18 protein-coding genes are annotated in these 16,058 nt (G+C 74.3%); 9 read left to right on the top strand and 9 right to left on the bottom strand.

The genetic code is table 11. The annotated features are described in order from the left end of the window. Positions 1-53 precede the first annotated feature (53 nt). Positions 54-1,610, bottom strand: coding sequence for a hypothetical protein (locus M1P99_RS22835; protein ID WP_304454625.1), 1,557 nt, complete (start codon positions 1,608-1,610; stop codon positions 54-56). Further along, positions 1,607-2,461 (bottom strand): ABC transporter ATP-binding protein, encoded by an 855-nt coding sequence (locus tag M1P99_RS22830; protein ID WP_304454624.1) that lies wholly within the window; start codon positions 2,459-2,461, stop codon positions 1,607-1,609. Before M1P99_RS22830 ends, M1P99_RS22835 begins: the two co-directional genes overlap by 4 nt. A gap of 128 nt (positions 2,462-2,589) precedes the next feature. Between M1P99_RS22830 and M1P99_RS22825 the strand changes: the two genes are divergently transcribed. The 3 genes from M1P99_RS22825 to M1P99_RS22815 all read left to right on the top strand — a co-directional run bounded on the left by M1P99_RS22825 (position 2,590) and on the right by M1P99_RS22815 (position 4,681). After that, positions 2,590-3,492, top strand: coding sequence for a DUF2268 domain-containing protein (locus tag M1P99_RS22825; protein WP_304454623.1), 903 nt, complete (start codon positions 2,590-2,592; stop codon positions 3,490-3,492). Then, positions 3,489-4,238 carry a MerR family transcriptional regulator gene (locus M1P99_RS22820; protein ID WP_369696569.1) on the top strand — a complete coding sequence of 250 codons (750 nt, stop codon included), beginning with the start codon at positions 3,489-3,491 and terminating at the stop codon, positions 4,236-4,238. The genes M1P99_RS22825 and M1P99_RS22820 overlap by 4 nt, the downstream gene beginning before the upstream one ends. A 92-nt stretch (positions 4,239-4,330) precedes the next feature. After that, entirely contained in the window at positions 4,331-4,681 is a 351-nt protein-coding gene (locus M1P99_RS22815) for a UBP-type zinc finger domain-containing protein (protein ID WP_304454621.1), read from the top strand. Between the two features lie 9 nt (positions 4,682-4,690). On the opposite strand, the gene M1P99_RS22810 is transcribed toward M1P99_RS22815, so the two are convergent. Then, complete coding sequence (locus M1P99_RS22810; protein ID WP_304454620.1) at positions 4,691-5,203, bottom strand: ion channel; 513 nt, start codon at positions 5,201-5,203, stop codon at positions 4,691-4,693. 603 nt (positions 5,204-5,806) lie between these two features. On the opposite strand from M1P99_RS22810, the gene M1P99_RS22805 reads away from it, so the two are divergent. Beyond that, positions 5,807-6,010 (top strand): DUF2795 domain-containing protein, encoded by a 204-nt coding sequence (locus tag M1P99_RS22805; RefSeq protein ID WP_304454619.1) that lies wholly within the window; start codon positions 5,807-5,809, stop codon positions 6,008-6,010. Between the two features lie 139 nt (positions 6,011-6,149). Here the strand turns inward: M1P99_RS22805 and M1P99_RS22800 are convergent, their stop codons facing one another. Beyond that, on the bottom strand, positions 6,150-6,365 hold the full coding sequence (locus M1P99_RS22800; RefSeq protein WP_304454618.1) for a hypothetical protein: 216 nt from the start codon (positions 6,363-6,365) through the stop codon (positions 6,150-6,152). 94 nt (positions 6,366-6,459) lie between these two features. Further along, positions 6,460-7,134: a metalloregulator ArsR/SmtB family transcription factor gene (locus M1P99_RS22795; RefSeq protein WP_304454617.1), complete on the bottom strand. Its 675-nt coding sequence runs from the start codon at positions 7,132-7,134 to the stop codon at positions 6,460-6,462. Positions 7,135-7,281: 147 nt separating this feature from the next. On the opposite strand from M1P99_RS22795, the gene M1P99_RS22790 reads away from it, so the two are divergent. The 3 genes from M1P99_RS22790 to M1P99_RS22780 all read left to right on the top strand — a co-directional run bounded on the left by M1P99_RS22790 (position 7,282) and on the right by M1P99_RS22780 (position 10,206). Then, positions 7,282-7,914, top strand: a complete 633-nt coding sequence (locus M1P99_RS22790; protein WP_304454616.1) for a rhodanese-like domain-containing protein — start codon at positions 7,282-7,284, stop codon at positions 7,912-7,914. Then, positions 7,911-9,194, top strand: a complete 1,284-nt coding sequence (locus M1P99_RS22785) for an MFS transporter (protein WP_304454615.1) — start codon at positions 7,911-7,913, stop codon at positions 9,192-9,194. Before M1P99_RS22790 ends, M1P99_RS22785 begins: the two co-directional genes overlap by 4 nt. A gap of 283 nt (positions 9,195-9,477) precedes the next feature. Further along, positions 9,478-10,206, top strand: a complete 729-nt coding sequence (locus M1P99_RS22780; protein ID WP_304454614.1) for a VOC family protein — start codon at positions 9,478-9,480, stop codon at positions 10,204-10,206. A gap of 19 nt (positions 10,207-10,225) precedes the next feature. Here M1P99_RS22780 and M1P99_RS22775 read toward each other — a convergent pair whose 3' ends face one another. Next, a complete protein-coding gene (locus M1P99_RS22775; protein ID WP_304454613.1) occupies positions 10,226-10,585 on the bottom strand; it encodes a helix-turn-helix transcriptional regulator in 360 nt (119 codons plus the stop codon). Positions 10,586-10,707: 122 nt separating this feature from the next. On the opposite strand from M1P99_RS22775, the gene M1P99_RS22770 reads away from it, so the two are divergent. Beyond that, a complete protein-coding gene (locus tag M1P99_RS22770) occupies positions 10,708-11,931 on the top strand; it encodes an MFS transporter (protein WP_304454612.1) in 1,224 nt (407 codons plus the stop codon). A gap of 55 nt (positions 11,932-11,986) precedes the next feature. Here M1P99_RS22770 and M1P99_RS22765 read toward each other — a convergent pair whose 3' ends face one another. Together M1P99_RS22765 and M1P99_RS22760 are read right to left on the bottom strand one after the other, a co-directional pair. Continuing rightward, on the bottom strand, positions 11,987-13,165 hold the full coding sequence (locus M1P99_RS22765) for an MFS transporter (protein ID WP_304454611.1): 1,179 nt from the start codon (positions 13,163-13,165) through the stop codon (positions 11,987-11,989). Between the two features lie 219 nt (positions 13,166-13,384). After that, positions 13,385-13,858, bottom strand: a complete 474-nt coding sequence (locus tag M1P99_RS22760; protein ID WP_304454610.1) for an Rrf2 family transcriptional regulator — start codon at positions 13,856-13,858, stop codon at positions 13,385-13,387. A 79-nt stretch (positions 13,859-13,937) separates the two neighbouring features. On the opposite strand from M1P99_RS22760, the gene M1P99_RS22755 reads away from it, so the two are divergent. After that, the gene (locus M1P99_RS22755) at positions 13,938-14,687 is read left to right on the top strand and encodes an SDR family oxidoreductase (RefSeq protein WP_304454609.1); all 750 of its coding nucleotides are present in this window, start codon (positions 13,938-13,940) and stop codon (positions 14,685-14,687) included. A gap of 16 nt (positions 14,688-14,703) precedes the next feature. Here M1P99_RS22755 and M1P99_RS22750 read toward each other — a convergent pair whose 3' ends face one another. Next, a complete protein-coding gene (locus tag M1P99_RS22750; protein WP_304454608.1) occupies positions 14,704-16,044 on the bottom strand; it encodes a TIGR01777 family oxidoreductase in 1,341 nt (446 codons plus the stop codon). Positions 16,045-16,058: the final 14 nt, after the last annotated feature.

Here is a 16,058-nt window from a genome sequence, read left to right as displayed (position 1 = left end):
CGACGGGGCGCCCCGGGCACGGACCCCGCCCGGCGGGAGGCCGCGTACCCGCGTCAGAGCGTCGAGCCCGCCCCGTCGATCCGGCGGCCGGTGCGCCGGACCAGCAGCGCCGTGGCGGCCACCGCCACGAGCAGGCCGCCGGCCAGGAGCGCCGGAAGGCCGAGCGGTCCCGCCGCGTACCCGGGAACGGCCAGCGCCGGCCAGGTCGGCGGAAGCGGCAGCAGCAGGAGGTTCCAGGGCCCGGGCACGATCCACGCCAGCACGGGCACGACGACCATGGCGGCGCCGGCGGCCTTGACCGCCACCAGCGACTCCACCTTGTTGCCCGCGAACGCGGTCACGGCCACCAGCAGCAGGGGTGCCTGGGCCGTGCCCAGGATCAGGGCGGACACCGTGCCCGGGGACCAGCCGCCGGGCATCAGACCGCTCACGGGCAGGGCCACGAGGAGCCCGGCCAGGGACAGGGCCGTCACCAGGCCCATGCGGTAGGCGAGGTAGGCGCGGAGGGTGAGCGGGGACACTCGCAGCACCATCAGGACGCGCTCGTCGATGTCCTCGATCGCGCGCATGGCGCCGACCGCCCCGAACATCAGGGGCAGGTGCAGCAGGAACAGGGCCAGCACCATCGGGGCCACCGTGGTGAGGTCGGTCCCGTAGGCCGACCGGACGTAGCCGGTCGCCCACGTGAACCCGAAGCGCATCCCGACCGCGAGAAGGAGCGGGGCCAGGAGCACGATGAGCAGCATCGGGTCCCGTCCGGTCCCGAAGAGGTCGGCCCGGGCGAAGCGCAGCACCGCCGGCACCGCCCCGCGCCCGGCCGGTGCCGGAGCCCGTCGGGAGATACTCGTGTTCCCCGCCCCTTCGGGGACCGCCGCCGGCCGCGGTCCGGGCGGCGCCACGGCTCCGGCGTCCACCGCGCGGCGGGCCCACGCCAGGCTCAGGGCCACGCAGAGCAGCGCGTACCCGGCCCCGGCGGCCAGGACGGGGGGCGACTGCGCCACCGACCCCGGCGCGAGGCCCCACCGGACCAGGTCGGCGCCGACCGTGGTGGGCACCGCGTACATGAGCGGATGCTCCAGGAGCCCGGTCATGTGCACCAGCGGGACCACGACCAGCGGCACCGCCACGACGGGCAGCACCACGAGGAAGTCCTGCGGGGTACGCGCGCGGGCGCTGACGGCCAGGCACAGCGACAGCAGGAACAGGGAGATCAGTGCCACGCCGGACACCCCGGCGAGCAGGGCGGGCAGGAGCGTGGCGGGATCGTCGCGCCCGGCCGCCAGGATCAGCGGGGCGGCGAGGCCCACCGACAGCGCCGTCAGCACCAGCACCCGCACGGCCACGGCCTCGCCGCTGCGCAGGGGTGTGGCGGCCAGGGCTTCCCCGGCGCGTTCGGTGCGCTCGAACATCAGCAGGACCACGGCGAACAGCGCCCCGAACCCGGCCGTGTCGGTGAACAGCAGGTACGGCGCGACGATCCGGGCCGTACCGGCCGGCAGCAGGAGCAGGACCGCGGTCCACAGCACGGCCAGGCCCGCGGCGACGTGCACGATGCCGTAGCGGAGCTCGATCGCCCATTCCAACCGGAGGGCGGCCGCCACCCTCCTCACAGGGTCTCCCGTGTCACGGTCGCGAAGACCTCGTCCAGGGTGGCCTCTCGGGTGTGCAGGGTCTCCACGGCGCCCTGCCGGATGAGCGCGAGCAGCTCGGCGTCGTCGGCCAGTTCCTCCACCCGCAGCTCGCGCCGTCCCTGACCGCGTATCTCGGCCACGAGCCCCGGGCGGCCGTGCCGCAGTTTGAAGCCGCGCGGGGTGTCCACCGCGGCGATGCGCCCCCGGGAGACGAAGGCGACCCGGTCGCACAGCAGGTCGGCCGTGGCCATGTCGTGCGTGGTGAGGAAGACCGTGGCGCCCGCGTCGGCGGCGGCGCGGATGAGGTCGCGGAGCAGCGCGGCGCGCACGGGGTCCTGCCCCGTGGTGGGTTCGTCCAGGAACAGCAGCTCGGGCCGGTTGACCAGGGCGCGCGCCAGGTTCAGGCGCATGCGCATGCCCTTGGAGAGCTCCGAGAGCCGCCGGTGGGCGGCGTCGGCGAGGTCGACGGAGGCCACCAGCGCGTCGAGGTCGTCGACAGGGGCGCGGTAGAGCGAGGCGAAGGCCGCCAGGTTCTCGCGGACGGTGAGCTTGCCGAACCCCGCGGGGAGCTCGAAGCCCACGCCCACCCGCTCGAAGTAGTCCGCGTTCCACCGCTCCAGGGGCCGTCCCAGGACCCGCACGTCGCCGCGGTAGCGCCGCAGCAGCCGGGTGAGCACGTTCTGGGTGGTGGACTTGCCCGCACCGCTGGGGCCCAGGAACCCGAAGACCTCCCCCTGTGCGACGTCGAAGGACATGCCCGCGACCGCGGGCGCGTCGGCGCGCGGATAGGTGACTTCCAGCTCCTCGACGCGGATGGCTGACTCGGCCACGTCCCGTGGTCCTTTCGTGGATCAGGTCACGCACGGACCGGCCCTGGCGCCGGTTCTCCGCCTTTCACTCTTCCAGACCGCCGCGGCGCTTGACCTTGACGCTGCGTCAATGTCTAGGGTCGGGTGCCATGACGATCACCGTTCCCGACACCCTGTCGGCCATGCGCGATATCCTGCGGGCCCCAACCGCGGACCGCGCCGAACTGCTGCGGTCCATGCTGGAGCCGGTCCGGCCCATGTACCGCTACGCACCCGGGGAGGTCGACCCGGTGGACATGCACCTGCGGTCGGCCGGGTTCCCCCTCGACCGGGACGAGGAGAGGTGCCTGGACGCGCTGGAGACGCTGGCGGCGGCCGACGCCCTGGGCCGGATGCGGCGGGCCCTCGATGACGGGCTGGCCGCGTTGACGGCGGCGGTGCCGGATCTGACGGTCCCCGACATCACCGTGCTGTTCGTGCTCGGCGACCCGGCGGACGCCGTCTTCATGGGGCCCTCGCTCGGCGTGACCGGGTTCGGCGGGATCCCGGGCTCCATCATGATCACCCTCTGGCCCTTCCCCGAGAACGTGGCGCGCCTGGAGGCCACCGCTGTGCACGAGCTGCACCACAACGTGCGCTTCGGGCCGGGCGGGGTGGTGTGGGACCCGATGACCGTGGCGGTCGGAGACCACGTGGTCTCCGAGGGCCTGGCCGACGCCTTCGCCCGCGAGCTGTACGGTGACGGCCTCGGCCGCACCCGGATCGGGGTGCCCCACCTGCACGACGACGCGGTCTTCACCAAGGTGGTGTCCGGGCTCGACGTGACCGGGATGGAGAACTTCACGTCCTGGGTGCTCGGCGACACCATCGCCGAGAACGTCGGCGGCGTGCCGGTGGGCCTGCCGACGGGGGCCGGGTACTCCGCGGGCAACCGGCTGGCCGACGCCTACCTGGCCGCGACCGGACGGACCGCGGCCCAGGCCGTGCGCGCCGACAGCGCGAAGGTCGTCGCCACCGCACTGGACCACCTGGGCCGCCCGTGGAGTGGATGATCCACGAACTGGCGGCCAGGGCCGGCGTCACAAGCCGCACCCTGCGCCACTACGACCGCGTCGGTCTGTTGGCCCCCACCAGGGTGGGCGCCAACGGGTACCGCTACTACGGCCCCGACGCGATCGCCCGACTGCAGCGCGTCCTGCTGATGCGCCGACTCGGGATGGGTCTGTCGGCGATCGGGCGGGTCCTGTCGGAGGAGGTGGACCAGGAGCAGGGGCTCCAGAACCACGTCGCCGAGCTGGAGGCCGAGCGGGACCGCGTCGACCGGCGGATCCGGGCGGTGCGGCACACCCTGCGGGCCCTGCGGTCCGGGGCCGAGCCACACATGGACGTCATGCTGGACGGTTTCAACGACCGCTTCGAGGACGAGGTGGTCGCGCGCTGGGGCGAGGAGGCGTTCCGAGCCAGCAACGACTGGTGGCACGGCAAGACCCTGGCGGAGCAGCGCGCCTGGAAACAGGAGGTCGACGACCTCGTGGCCGCGTGGATCGACACCCACCGGTCCGGAGCCGGGCCGGCGTCGGAGCGCGCCCGGGCGATGGCCGCCCGGCACGTGGAGTGGCTGAGCGGGATCCCGGGGACCCCCACGGCGGAGGGCGACCGGGAGCGCTCGATCGCGATGGTGCGGGGCCTGGGCGACCTCTACGTCGACGACCCCGCGTTCACCGCCACCTACGACGGCCCGGAGGGCGCGGCCTTCGTCCGCGACGCGCTGCACCAGTACGCCCGCACCGCCATGTGACCCCGAACCGCGCCAGGCGACGGTGAGGCGGTTCGGGGACACGGTGGCCGGCGGTCCGCCGATGACGGCGGCGCGGGGCTACCGTGAACCCCATGGACGACTCCGCGAGTGTGATCGACCCGTCGGCCCCGCCGAGCGGCCCGGGCTGTCGGGAATGCCTGCACGGCGGTGGCTGGTGGGTCCACCTGCGCCGGTGCGCGGCGTGCGGCCACGTCGGCTGTTGCGACAGCTCACCGGCCCGGCACGCCACCCAGCACTTCGAGGAGACCGGGCACCCGGTCGTGCAGAGCTTCGAGCCGGGCGAGGAGTGGTTCTTCGACTTCCGTTCCGGCCAGGCGGGCCGGGGTCCGGTGCTGGCGCCGCCTTCCTCGCGGCCCGAGGACCAGCCGGTCCCCGCCCCCGCCGACCGGGTGCCGGCCGACTGGCGGGACCTGATCCGCTGACCGCACCCGTCAGCGCCCGCCTCCGTGGCGGCGGGCGCGCAGCCGCGCGGTGAGCAGCGACACCGCACCGGCGATGACCACCAGGTTGAACGACATCTGGGCCAGCAGCAGGGCGCGGGCGTACTGCCCCTGGGCGTGGATGTCGCCGAAGCCGACGGTGGCCAGCGTGGTGAGCGCGAAGTAGAGGGCGTCGGTCCGGGTCTCCAGGCCCTCGAACTCCCCGGGGTAGGCGGTGGCCAGGGCGTAGTCGGCGAGCGCGAACAGGGTGAGCCCCGAGACGGCGAGCAGGACCGGCACGTGCGGTGAGAGCTCCCCGGGGTTCACACGCGCCTGCCGCCGGGCCGTGTGGACCACCGACCAGCAGATCAGACCCGCGCCGAGGGCGAACAGCGCCCAGCGCGGGACGACCTGCCACGCGCCCTCCTCCAGCGGGAGGAGGTAGTAGAGGGCGAGGACCGCCACGACCTCCACCAGCAGGAACGTCCGGTTCCACGGGAGGCCCCCCGTACTGCCCTTCGTCATGACTCCACGTTATAGGACGATCACGCACAGAGAATCCGCGTGCGGCGTCGGGCACGGTGGCGCCGACGTCCCGGGGCCGTCGCACCGGGGTTGCCGACGGCGGCCGGGGAGACCGGGACGGCCCGGGCCCTGCCCGGCGGACCGACCGTGCCCGGGGGTGACGACCGGTGCGGGCCCGCGCATGGTGGCGGAACACACAGTGCCCACCGGAGGGGCGGCCACCCTGCTCGACCGGCCCTGGCCCGGCACCGTGTTCTGCTCCGACACCTCCCCTGACACCGCGATCCACGCCCCGTGCCGGTGTGCGCGGTCCGCGCGACGACCGGGCCACACGAAGGATTCACGCGGAATTGGCCCCGTCCCGGGGGCGCGGGGGCGCGAGTGGGGTCCGGGATGGCGCACACTCAGGAGTAGGGCGGGCGCACCCGCGCGTTCACGCCGGGCCGGACCCGACTCTCCCCGAGGGTGGGGCCGGGCCCGGAGGCCGACCCGCGGACCCGCGCCCACCGCCCTTTCCGTGGCGGCACGGACTCCACCGCGTCGCGTTGTCCGTTCCGCCACCCACTCATGTGCGCCTCGCGCACACTCCTGGAGGTACTGGCGTTGGTCACCCGAACAGAGATCGCGGACTACCTCGACGGTTCGTTCACCACAGGCGGGATGACCCGCACGCAGATCATCACCGCCGCCGACGAGCACGGGGCGCCCGAGCCCGTCCTGACCGCGCTCGGCCTTCTGCCCGAAGGCAAGTACGCGAACCTGCGTACCCTGTGGCCGCACCTGGCGGGCATCCCCCGCTCGGAGTAGCACCGAGACCGGCGGCCCGGCCCGGCGTCCACCGGCGGAGGCCCATGGTCCTCCGCCGCCCCGCGAGGGCCGGGCCCGTGCCGGTGGCGGCCGTCGGCCGCTCCCAGACCGCTGTCCCACCGGCGCCCCACCGGTGGCGTCACCGAACCGTGGGCCGGCGCAGCACGTACAGGACGGCGAGCCGCTTGTGCACTCCGCCGGCCGCCCAGACCTCCCCCATCGCCGCCGCGCGCTCCCGGCCCTCGCACCGGGTCCGGGTTCCGCCGTACCAGCGGGCGATGCCGGCGTCCTGGTGCAGGTGCCACAGGTCCTCGACACCGGCCGGGGCACCACGGCCCGGGAAACCGGGGCGCACCGGCGCAGTGGTGGCCGCTGGACGGGGCGCCGCCCCGATCACCCCAGGACGGTGTGCGCGGGCGGGCTCTGGGGCACCGGCGGGGTGCCGCCCTTCACGCCGGCTCCCCGACCTGCACGGGAAGTGCGGCCAAACGCCACTCCAGCATGCCGTCGTGCAGGCGGACCGCGCGGCGCCCCCGGTCGAGCAGCAGCCGGACCGCCTGGTGGGCGAGCACGCAGTACTCGCCCCGGCAGTACACCACGATCTCGGTGTCCCGCGGCAGTTCCTCGATCCGGTCGGACAGCTCACCGACGGGGATCGGCACGGCACCGGGGATGTGCCCGGACCGGTACTCCTCGATGGGTCGCACGTCCAGGACCAGGACGTCCCCTTCCCGCGCCCGGGCGCCCAGCTCATCGCGGGTCATCTCGGCGGAGTCCCCCGGGCCCAGGTAGGCGTCCCGGGCGGTCGGTACCGCCGCCTGGTGGTTCTCGGCGACCTTGCGCAGCAGGGCGAAGAGCCGCGCCACGTCATCGCCCGCGAGCCGGTAGTGGATGCGCACGCCCTCCCGGCGGGTGGCGACGATACCGGCCTGCTTGAGCGTCTGCAGGTGGGCCGAGGCAGTGGTGAGGTTCAGCCCGGCGGCCTTGGCCAGCGACTCGACGGTGCGCTCCCCCTGGGCCAGCAGGTCGAGAAGTTCCAGTCGCTTTCCGCTGGCCAGTGCCTTGCCCGTGCGGGCGAACGCCTCGTAGAGCCCTGATTTGGCCTGAGCTGTGCCCTCATTCATGCAATCCTCCATCGATGATTGGAATAGTCTACGGCACCCGAACCCCACGAGCCAGGCGAGAACCCTCCGACACCTCACACCACAGCCATTGACATTCCAAAAATCTTTGGAATATTGGATGATGGAAGCACACCACAGAGGGGTCTCATGGCGACCGAACCCGCACTCATCCCCGTCATCGATGCAGGCCTGGGCAACACCACGTACCTGCTCGAACTCGGCGGAGGCCGGGCGCTGGTGCTCGACCCGGAACGCGATCTGCGCCAGGTGCGGGCCGAAGCACGCCAGCGCGGCCTCACCATCACCCACGCGGTGGAGACACACCTGCACGCTGACTTCGTTTCCGGGGTCCGCGCTCCCGACCAGAGCCCCGAGGACATCGCCTGGGAGGCGGCCAAGGTCGGCTTCGACTCCCTGGCGGGGGAACTGGAAGGAGGCATGGAAGAGTGGGCGGACCGCGGCGCCACTGCCACGGTTGTGCTCGGCCGCGCCGAGGAGCTCGTCGGCCAGAACCGGGCCGCCGTACTCGACATCCGGCAGAGCCCCGAGTTCGACGCCGGCCACGTCCCCGGCGCGCACCACATCGAACTCGGCGCTCTGGAGGAGAACCTGGCACGCGTGCCGCAAGGACCCCTGGTGGTCATGTGCGGGCACGGCGAAAGGGCCATGGGCGCCGCCGGCATCCTCCTGCGGGCCGGACGAACCGGGGTCCGCGTCCTGGCCGGAGGACCCGCGGAATGGTCCGCGGCGTCCGGCGGGAATCCGGGGGCGGAGGAATGAGCCCCCGCACCACCGCGCGCACGCCCGCGCTCGGACTACGGCACAACGCCGCCCAGTTCGCCCTGTTGGTGGCGGTCAACGCCCTGGTCGGAGGCATGGTCGGGCAGCAGCAGACCGTGCTGCCGCTGCTGGCCGCGTCGGAGTTCGACCTGACCGGCTACACCTACGTCTTCACCTACGTGGCCGCCTTCGGAATCACCAAGGCGATCGCCAACTACGCCGCCGGCACCCTCTCCGACCGGTACGGCCGCAAACCCGTCCTGCTCGCCGGCTGGATGTTCGCCGTTCCCGTGCCGCTGATGCTCATCTTCGCCCCCGGCTGGGAGTGGGTCGTGGCGGCCAACGTGCTGCTCGGCGTCAACCAGGGGCTGACCTGGTCCACCACCGTGGTGATGAAGATCGATCTGGTCGGTCCCGCCCGACGGGGTCTGGCCATGGGCCTGAACGAGGCCGCCGGGTACGGAGCGGTCGCCGTGACCTCGCTCCTGGCCGGCTATCTGGCCGAACAGTACGGCCTGCGCCCGGTCCCGTTCCTGCTCGGGTTGGCCTACACCGCGCTGGCGCTGCTGCTGTCCGGCGCCTTCGTCCGCGAGACACGCGGCCACGCCCGGCTCGAGGCCGACGGGCACCGGCCCCCGGCCGGAGGCCGCCACGACCATCTGCACGCCGGCCTCACCGACCGACAGATCGTCGCGCAGACGAGCTTCCGGGAGCCCGCGCTCTCCTCCGCCAGCCACGCCGGCCTGGTGAACAACCTCAACTTCGGCCTGTCCTGGGGCCTGTTCCCCCTGCTCTTCGCCACCGCCGACCTCGCCGTCGCCCAGATCGGCCTGCTCTTCGCCCTGTACCCGGGGGTCTGGGGCGTGGGACAGCTGTTCACCGGAGCCCTCTCCGACAGGCTCGGGCGCAAGCACCTGGTCACCACGGGGATGGGGGTCCAGGCCCTGGCACTCGTGGCCATCGCCGCTTCCGACGGGTTCTCCGGCTGGGCGGCGGGCACCGCGCTGCTCGGCCTGGGCACCGCGATGGTCTACCCCACGCTGCTGGCCGTGGTCGGTGACGTGGCCCATCCGGCCTGGCGCGGCCGGGCCGTGGGCGTGTACCGCGTCTGGCGCGACGCGGGCTACGCGGTCGGCGCGATCCTGGGCGGCGTCGTCGCCGACCTGCTGGGGCTGCACGCCGCCGTGTGGGCCGCCGCGGCCGTCAGCGCCCTGTCGGCCCTGGTCGTGGCGATGCGGATGTACGAGACACACCGGGTCGCGCGCACACCCTCCGGCTGACGGGCGGGGCGGGACGCACGACGGCGCGCCTACCGGATTCTCACCCGGACCCGCGTCCCCGGCGGTGCGCGCACGTGCCCCCGCCGCGTACTCAGCGATCTCGCCCAGCCCGACGCCGGTCCCGTGTCGTGTCCCCTGCCCGTGCCCGCGTGAGCCTGGGGAACGAACGCAGGAAAAGGGTCGGAGGCGCAGTGCCGTGCCACGGGGCATCTGGCCGACCGCCTCGGACCAGCCCGGCCCGGCCCCGCGCGCGCCGTCTCCTCCGACCGCTAGGCTGCGCGGCATGTACCTGGACGCGATCGCCCTCGAGGCGCGGAATCCGTTGGCGCATGCCCGCTTCTGGTCCGCGGCCCTGGGCGTCCCGGCACGCTCGCGCGGGGCCGCGGGATTCGAGCTGTGCACTCCACGCGTCTCCTTCCGGCTGATCCCCGCCCCGGAGGGAGGCACCGGCCGCGAGGAGGAGGCCGTCACCCGGCTCCACCTCGACCTGCACGGCGGCCCGGACCAGGCCGCCTTCACCCGACGACTGCTCACGCTCGGTGCCGACCGCCGCGACGTGGGCCAGGGCGACGTCCCCTGGGAGGTCCTGGCCGACACCGAGGGCCACCTGTTCTGCGTGATGCCCGGCACACGCTATGACGGGACGGGCCCCGGACTGGGTGCGCTGCCCATCGACTCCGCCTCTCCCCGGTCCGACCGGGACTTCTGGTCCCTGGTCACCGGGTGGACACCGGTCGGCGACGACGGCGGCGACCCGGCGCTGCGGCACCCCGACGGCTCCGGTCCGCGCCTGGCGTTCTGCGCCGAGGTCGGGGCCAAGCCGGCCGGTGTGCGCAACGCGATGGGCCTGGTGGTGGGTCTCGACGACGGGGAGCGTTCGGACGAGGCCCACCGACGGCTGCTGGAGCTGGGCGCGCGGCCCGCCGAGTCCGATCCCGGGGCGCCCTGGCGGCTGCTCACCGATCCCTCGGGCAACGAGTTCAGACTCGCGACCGACCGGCCGGGGGCCTGATCCGCGAGGGCCGGAAGCGTCAGTCGTGGAAGGGCTCGCCGGTCACGACGTGGTCGGCGTGGTTGAGCGCCTCCAGCACCAGGCGGCGCAGGTGGCCGTCGCGCAGCCGGTAGATGGCGTGCCGGGACCGCTTGCGCGACTCCACCAGTCCGGCCAGGCGCAGCTTGGCCAGGTGTTGGGAGACCGCGGTGCGCGAGGCCCCGCAGGCCTCGGTGAGCTGGCCGACGTCCGCCTCGCGCTCGGCGAGGGTCCACAGCAGGTGCAGCCGGGTGGGGTCGGCCAGCAGGGCGAACACGCCGGCGGCCACGGCGAGCCGCTCGGGTTCGGGCGGGGCCGGGTGCACGCGGCTGGGAACGGCCTGCTCGTCGCTGGGGTGCATGTGCGCAGTCTAGGACGTGACGCCCGTGGGGCGCGGCCGGGCAACGGGACCGCACACCATACATGTGCGCATGTACGCACGTGTATGGTGTGTTGGGTTCGTGTTCCCCTTCGCTTCTGGTGGTGGTCGTGGTGTGGCGGGTCCTGGCGGAGTACGCGTCCTACCGCAGGCTGTTCGCCGCCCAGGTCGTGGCACTGGCGGGCACGGGGCTGGCCACGGTCGCCCTGGCGCTCCTGGCCTACGACCTGGCCGCGGACCGGGCGGGGCAGGTGGTGGCCACCGCCCTGACCATCAAGATGCTCGCCTACGTGGGTGCCGGGCCGCTGCTGACCGCGGCTCTGGCCCGGGCCCCGCGCACGGCGGTGCTCGTGGGCTCGGATGCCGTGCGCGCCCTGGCGGTGGCGTGTCTTCCGTTCGTCGAACAACTGTGGCAGGTCTACCTGCTCGTCGCGGTGCTCCAGTGCGCCTCGGCGGCCTTCACCCCCACCTTCCAGGCGGTCATCCCCGAACTGGTCGACGACAGCGGCTACACCTCGGCGCTGGCCCTGTCGCGCCTGGCCTATGACCTGGAGGCGCTGGCCTCACCGCTCCTGGCCTCACTGCTGCTGCTCGTGGTGCCCTTCGACGGCCTGTTCGCCCTGACCGCGCTCGGTTTCGCCGCCTCGGCGCTCCTGGTGGCCACCACCGCCCTGCCCGCGCCCTCCCCCGGTTCCCGGAGTCCGCGCAGGGCCGCGGCGAGCTGGCGGGTCTTCGCGACCGACCGGCGCCTGCTGGCGCTGATGGCGTTGAACACGGCCGTGGCCGTGGTCACGGCGCTGGTCCTGGTCGACACCGTCGTCCTCGTGCGCTCCCACCTCGGCGGGACCGACACCGGCGTGGCGCTGGCCCTGGCGTGCTTCGGCGCCGGTTCCATACTCGTGGCGCTGGCCCTGGGCGCGCTGGTGGACCGCTGCGGCACCCGCGCCCTGATGCTCACGGGCCCCGTCGTCCTCACCGCGGGAACGGCGGTCCTGGCTCTGGGCTGGTCCGTGGCCCCCGGGCCGGTCCTGCTCGGTGCGGGGTGGGCGGTCCTGGGCGCGGGGTGCGCCCTGGTGGCCGCGCCCACGGGACGGCTGCTGCGCGCGGCGGCCCCCGAGGGCGGGCTGGCCGGGGTCTTCGCCGCCCAGTTCTCGCTCTCCCACGCCTGTTTCCTGATCACCTACCCCGTGGCCGGATGGGCCGGAGGCCTGGACCCGGTCCTGGTGCTGGCCGGGGCCGCGACGCTGACGGCGATCTGCGCCCTGGCGGCGGCGGAGCTGTGGCGTCCCGGCGCGGTGACCGTCGACCGGGCCTCCGCGAGCCAGTGAGTTCCGCGGGCCGCGTCCGTGCCCGCCCGCACCGAGGGCCGGGGCGCGAGGGCGGCTACTTGGCGGCCGCGGCGGCGGCGAACAGGACCACCGCAGAGAACAGCAGCGCTCCCGGCGCACCGACGGCGCCCGCCACACCCGCCGCGGCCGTCGGGACCGCGACCTGGCCGAGGCGGTTCCCCCAGATGCGCAGGGACAGCGCGGCGCCGCGCGCGCCCTGCGGCGCCAGGGTGGCGACCTCCGCCATGGTCAGCGGCTGGCCGAGACCGAGCAGGAACCCGCCGACGACCAGCACCGCGCCGAGGGTCACCGGCCCGCCGCCCGGCAGGGCGACCAGTGTCAGGGAGAGCCCGGCCACTCCCGTGCTCGCCATGATCAGCGTCGTGCGCGACCAACGGGTGAGGAGCCAGGGCAGGCACAGGCGGGACAGCAGCGAGGATCCGGCGCGCAGGCTCAGCAGCACGCCGACGGCCATGGGCGAGATGCCCCGGCTCTCGGCGATCAGCGGCAGGTAGGCCGTGAGGATGTCGACGGCGGTGAGCAGCGCCAGGCTCGTCAGCAGGGCCGACGGCATCCGGCGCCGGGTCAGGATCTCGCGCGCCCCCACGACCGGAGTCGTGCCCTTGGCCGGGGGTGCGGCCGAGCGCAGCCGCAGCAGGGGAACGACCGACGCCGCGCCCAGGACGGCCGTCACCCCGGCGACGCCCAGCGCCGTCGAGGTCGCCGTGAGCAGGGCCGGTCCGGAGGAGTCGGCGAGCAGGGCTCCGGAGATCAGCGGTCCGGCCAGCTGTCCCAGGGACGCGGCGGCGGTGAACCATCCGAAGTCGCGGTCCAGGTGCTCGGCCGGGGAGAACCGGGCGATCAGCCCCTGGCCGGCGACCATGCACAGCAGGTGGCCCACGCCCACCACCGTGCTGGCCACCGCGAGGGAGACCAGGCCCGTGGTGAGCGCGAGCTGGGCGCACCCCAGGGCGAGGATGGCCCCGCCCACGCCGGCGATCCAGGCGATGCGCCGGGAGCGGTCGGTCGCCCGGCCGACCGACACCGCGATCAGCAGGGGCAGCAGCGCGTAGGCCGCGGTGATGAGGCCGACCGCGACGGCGTCGCCTCCCAGGGCGATGGTCCGGTAGGAGATGAGCGGTCGGGCGATGTTGAGGGCGGTGTGGGTGAACACCACGCTCGCCAGCAGCGGCCACAGCCACCGTCCCGCCGTGCCCGCGCCCGTTCCCGCCATACCGTGCCTCCCCGTCCGGTCCCCTGTCGTTCCCGTCGGCCACCCGGACACGACAGGGGATCATCCCACGACGTCCTTGATGGTGCCCGAGGCGGCCCCCGCCTCCGCGGGCTCCGCCCGGCCGCCCCGAGTCCGATCACGGGCGGCCGCGGCGCCGACCGAAGGCCCGGCCGGAAGCCCGGCCGGAGGTCGACCGCGGGCGCTCAGCGGCCCCGCGGCTCAGCGCGGGGAGCCCAGGAGCGAGCGGGTGCGGGCGGGCGCCCAGGCGGGGAGGTCGGCGAGGATGTCGCCGAGGGAGACCGCCGCGAGGCTGGCGCGCCAGGCGTCGTGGGCCTCGGCCATCTTCGCGGCGAGCACGCAGGTCTGACGGCAGTTCTCGGGCGGCAGGGCGCCCCGCCCCTGCTGCCGGATCTCGCGGCACTCGTAGGGCGAGGACGTGCCGTCGACCGCCTCGACGATCTGCAGCATCGTGATCTCGGCGGGCGCCCGGGCGAGGCGGAATCCGCCGCGGGGGCCGGTGGTCGCGGCCAGCACACCGGCCTTGACCAGCGGTTGCAGCTGCTTGGCCAGGTAGGCCGCCGGCAGGTCGAAATGGGCGGCGAGCTGGGCCGCCGACGCGGTGGCGCCCGGCTCGAGCTGGGCCAGGGACGTGGCGCAGTGCAGGACCCATTCGGTGCTCGCGGGAAGCTTCATGACCCCGATGATATCGAAGATATTGCGGATCTTTTTAGTCCGAGATAATCTCCACCGTAGCCGAGCCCGGGAGGACACCATGCGCATCGCCATCGCCGGCGCGACCGGCAACATCGGATCCCTGACCGCCGCGGCCCTGGAACGGGCCGGCCACCACGTCGTCCCCATCAGCCGCTCACTCGGCGTGGACCTGACCACGGGGGCAGGTCTGGACGACGCCCTCGCCGGGGTGGAGGCCGTCGTCGACGCCACCAACCACACCGGCACCGAGCAGTCGGAGACCGTCGCCTACTTCGGCACCACCTCGCGCACTCTGCTCGCCGCCGAGGAGAAGGCGGGCGTGCGCCACCACGTGGTGCTGTCGATCGTCGGGGTGGACGCCGTCGACGGCAACGCGCACTACGCCGGCAAGCGCGAACAGGAACGCCTGGCCTCCGAGGGGCCGGTGCCGTGGACCATCGTGCGGGCCACGCAGTTCCACGACTTCGCCGCCATGGTGGCCTCATGGACGGAGCAGGACGGCGTCGCCCCCATCGCACCCCTGCTCGTCCAGCCGATCGCGCCCGCGGACGTGGCCGACGTGCTGGCCGAGGTCGCGGCGGGCGAGCCCCAGGGGCGCTACCGCGACGTCGCCGGGCCCGAGACGCAGGACCTCGTGGACATGGCCCGGCGCACCCACGCCGCGCGCGGTCAGGACATCAGGCTCGTCCCGACCTGGTCCGGGCTCTTCGGTCCGTCGATGGCCGGGAACGTGCTCCTGCCGGGCGAGGGCGCCCGCCTCGCGCCGACCACCTTCGACACGTGGCTCGCGCAGCAGGGCGAGGGGTAGTCGCGGCGGGTGGGCCTCAGCGGGAACGGCCGAACAGATGGGCCAGGGCCCGGTCCAGTCGGGTGTGGCGGAAGTGGTGCCCGGCGGCGAGCAGCCGCTCCGGACGCACGCGCTGGTCCGCCAGCGCCACCTCCTTCGCGCCCTCGGCGCCCAGGAGCAGTCCCGGGCCCCACGCGGGGACCGGCACCAGCGCGGGCCGCCGCAGCACCGAGGCCAGGACGAGGGCGTAGGTCCGTCCGCGGACCGGGTGCGGGGCCACCGCGTTGACGGGTCCGGACAGTCCCGTGTCCAGGACCGCCCTCAGGTAGACGTCGGTGAGGTCGTCCAGACCGATCCATGAGGTCCACTGGCGACCGTCACCGATCGGCCCGCCCAGACCCGCCGCGAACAGGGGCCACTGCAGTCCCAGCGCGCCGCCCCGGGGCGACTGGGCGATGCCGGTGCGCACCTGGACGCAGCGCAGCCCCGCCTCGGCCGCCGGTGACGCCGCCTCCTCCCAGTCGGCGACGACGTCGGCCAGGAACCCCTCGCCGCGCGGGCTGTCCTCGGTGAGGACCTCGTCCCCGCGCCGCGGGCCGTAGTAGCCGATGCCGGAGGCGGAGACGAACACGCGCGGTCCGTCCGGGGTGTCCGCCGCACGCTGGGCCAAGGCGCGGGTGGGCCCGATCCGGCTGTCGCGGATGGCCGCCTTGTGCGCGTCGGTGAACCGTCCGAACAGGGGCTCGCCCGCCAGGTGGACGACGGCGTCCACCCCCTGGAGCAGGTCCTCGGCCGGCCGGTCGAGATCCCAGTGCCGTTCGTCCGGCCGCTTCGGCGTGCCGCGCACCAGGCGGACCACGCGGTGCCCGCTGGTGGTGAGCAGGGCGGACAGCGCCGACCCGACGAGCCCGCCGGCCCCCGTGACCGCCACCGTCACCGGACCGCTCCCCCACGCCCGGCTGCGCCGCAGCGCGTCGAGGTCGTCGGCGAGCTGGGCGTGGCGGTAGGTGAACATGGACCGCAGCGCGGCGTCGGGCACCGAGGTGTCGACGCGGTCGGTGATCCGGGTGCTCTGCTCGCTCTCCGCCGCGAAGTCGTGCGTGTGGACCCAGCGCAGCACGGTGGACAGCGGCGGTGAGGCGAGCCGATCCGCGAAGCGGTGGGGCGGATCGTGGGCGTCGGGGTCGTGGACGGCGACCCAGCGGAGCCCGCCGGGCAGGGCGAGCACGGCGGCGCCGTCGCGCAGCGAACGGGCTTCGGCGACCGGACGGGCCGGCTGCCACGGGGGCGCCAGACGGGCGAAGGCGCCCGGCCGGGTGTGCCAGTCGAAGACCTCGTCGACAGGCGCCCGCACGACACTCGAACGCTGGAAGGCCATGGTCCACCTCGGTC

It is taken from the genome of Nocardiopsis sp. YSL2 (genome assembly GCF_030555055.1).
Taxonomy (GTDB): domain Bacteria; phylum Actinomycetota; class Actinomycetes; order Streptosporangiales; family Streptosporangiaceae; genus Nocardiopsis.
Note: the sequence above shows the minus strand (reverse complement) of the source record. Positions and strands in the feature narration are given on the sequence as shown.